Origin of the sequence: Serratia sp. (in: enterobacteria) (assembly GCF_046715635.1) — a bacterium.
In the GTDB taxonomy this organism is placed as follows: domain Bacteria; phylum Pseudomonadota; class Gammaproteobacteria; order Enterobacterales; family Enterobacteriaceae; genus Chania.
Genome location: NZ_JBKJYW010000025.1, coordinates 1 through 2,615, shown reverse-complemented (window position 1 = coordinate 2,615; position 2,615 = coordinate 1). Strand labels below are relative to the sequence as shown.

4 protein-coding genes are annotated in these 2,615 nt (G+C 51.9%); 2 read left to right on the top strand and 2 right to left on the bottom strand.

Annotated elements, in window-relative coordinates:
* The coding region (locus ACLQ7H_RS01180; protein WP_411751090.1) for an MATE family efflux transporter at positions 1-821 on the bottom strand (821 nt) is incomplete at its 3' end.
* Positions 822-1,112: 291 nt separating this feature from the next.
* Here ACLQ7H_RS01180 and ACLQ7H_RS01175 point away from each other — a divergent pair.
* Together ACLQ7H_RS01175 and ACLQ7H_RS01170 are read left to right on the top strand one after the other, a co-directional pair.
* Positions 1,113-1,763, top strand: a complete 651-nt coding sequence (locus ACLQ7H_RS01175) for a riboflavin synthase subunit alpha (RefSeq protein ID WP_411751089.1) — start codon at positions 1,113-1,115, stop codon at positions 1,761-1,763.
* Positions 1,764-1,799: 36 nt separating this feature from the next.
* Positions 1,800-2,093 (top strand): I78 family peptidase inhibitor, encoded by a 294-nt coding sequence (locus ACLQ7H_RS01170; protein ID WP_411751088.1) that lies wholly within the window; start codon positions 1,800-1,802, stop codon positions 2,091-2,093.
* A 40-nt stretch (positions 2,094-2,133) separates the two neighbouring features.
* On the opposite strand, the gene ACLQ7H_RS01165 is transcribed toward ACLQ7H_RS01170, so the two are convergent.
* Positions 2,134-2,615 (bottom strand): class I SAM-dependent methyltransferase (locus ACLQ7H_RS01165; protein ID WP_411751087.1); only part of this gene is annotated, 482 nt, incomplete at its 5' end.

Here is a 2,615-nt window from a genome sequence, read left to right as displayed (position 1 = left end):
CCGGCAACCGCGACGATGCCCAGCGGTGAAACCAGTAATGCCACCACGGCAAACAGCGTCACCTCAAAGAACAAGGCCAGGGCAACCGGCAGACCAATGCCGATCAGGCGTTTTAACGCCTGCCAATCAGGGCCACGGCGTGCGCCTTCCTCCAGCTTGATATCTCGCAGCGAAGACGCACGTTTGGCATACCAGCGCATCATCAGGAACATCATCCAATACACGCTGGCGGTGGCGACACCACAACCGACGCCGCCCATTTCCGGCATGCCAAACTTGCCGAAAATCAAGATGTAGTTGATCGGGATGTTAATCAATAGGCCCAAAAAGCCTATTACCATGCCGGGCTTGGTTTTGGATAAACCTTCACACTGGCCACGGACGACCTGGAAGAACAAATAGCCGGGTGCTCCCCACATAATGGCATGCAGGAAACCAACGGCTTTTTCAGCCAGCAGCGGATCGATGTTGTGCATCATGTCGATCACCAGATGGCTGTGATAAATCACGGCGATAATCAGTAGTGAAACCCCCGATGCCAACCAAAAGCCCTGACGCACCTGATATGCGATACGATCGCGGCGGCCCGCGCCGTTGAGCTGAGCGATAACCGGGGTTAAGGCCAACAGTAAACCGTGGCCGAACAGAATAGTCGGCAGCCAGATAGAGGTCCCGACGGCAACGGCGGCCATATCCGTGGCGCTATAAGAGCCAGCCATGATGGTATCGACCACGCCCATTGCGGTTTGGGATATTTGCGCGATGATGACCGGAATTGCGAGGGCCAATAAACTACGCGCCTCAATAAAGTACTTCTGCACGTATACACCTTTCTAATATTTATGGGGAAGGGGAGTCGCTGCATCAGCAACAACTAAAAACTGCGGAATTTGCCGAAAAGATTGTACCTGCTAGTCGGGGTTTAGCAAAGGTTGTAACCAAACAGTTATACTCGTCGCCTTTCAAACTTCAGGCTGTTAGCTGTAGAAGCTAACCCCAGGATATAAACTAGGCAAGCACTGCTTTTTTGCCGTTGCGCGTTTGGTTTTCTGCCGTAACTGGGGCAAACTGCTTACAGCGCGTTGAACATAGTCATTAAAGAAGAGGCCAACATGTTTACCGGTATCGTACAAGGCACCGCCCCGCTGGTTGCTATTGATGAAAAACCCAACTTCCGTACCCACGTTGTTGAAATGCCTGATGAGCTGCTGCCAGGGCTGGAATTGGGGGCCTCGGTTGCCCATAACGGCTGCTGTCTGACCGTCACGGAGATCGCAGGCAATCGCGTCAGCTTTGACCTGATCAAAGAAACGCTGCGGTTGACCAATCTTGGCGATCTTAAACTGGGTGATATCGTCAATCTGGAAAGAGCCGCCAAGTTTAACGATGAGATTGGCGGGCACCTGATGTCCGGGCATATTATCTGTACGGCGGAAGTCACCAAGATTTATACCTCGGAAAATAATCGCCAGATCTGGCTACGTATGCCGAATATCGATTTGATGAAATATGTGCTGCATAAGGGTTTCATCGGCATCGACGGCATTAGCCTGACCATTGGCGAGGTGGTCAATAACCGTTTCTGTGTCCATTTGATCCCGGAAACCCTTGAGCGCACCACGCTGGGTAAAAAGCGCCTGGGCGATAAGGTCAATATCGAAATCGATCCGCAAACTCAGGCGGTGGTGGATACCGTTGAGCGCGTGTTGGCTAATCGTGAGGCTGCGTTAGCAGTCGCAAAGCCGCCAGCAGCCAAAGCCTGAGAACCCTGTACCAATAACCACACCTAGGAGCCAAACGTGAAGTTTTACGGGAAAACGATGATGCTAGCGGCGCTGTTGGCGCTGACCGCCTGTTCCAACTCGCCAGACCAGGCTAACTCACAGTCGGCCGAGGTTGAAGATGATACCTGTGGCGCAGCGCAATATCAGGATTATGTGGGTAAACCACTGTCTGCACTGGACGGGGTTAATATTCCTCAGCAGGTACGTACCATTCCTTATCTCTCAGCGGTGACCATGGACTTCAATCTAAAGCGTTTGAACTTCCTGGGTGACAGTGAAGACAAGATTATCCGCGTTTATTGCGGTTAATTACCCGTTACCCCAACCCTGTGGGTTGGGGTAACGGATTTTAGCGTGGCACTCGCAAACCGCCTTCAACGCCTTTAGGGCTGAATACCACTTGCCAAAGTTGAATATCGCGAGCGCGGAACGCCCCAGCGCAGGCATTAAGGTAATAACTGAACATCCTTTCGAAACGTTCGGAATAGCGCGATGCCAGCTGTGGCCAGCTCTGTTTGAAGCGTTCATACCAGGCCATCAGGGTGCGGTCATAGTCTGCGCCGATATTATGCCAATCTTCCATGACGAAATGGCCTTCGCTGGCCTGGGCAATATGTTTCACCGACGGCAGGCAACCGTTGGGGAAGATATATTTATTGATCCAGGGATCAACGTTCATATCGGTCTCGTTTGAGCCAATGGTATGCAACAGGAAAATACCATCAGGTTTTAAATTACGTTCCACCACCTCGAAATAGGTGCGGTAGTTCTTCGGCCCGACGTGTTCGAACATGCCCACTGAAACGATGCGGTCAAACTGTTGGTGGAGGT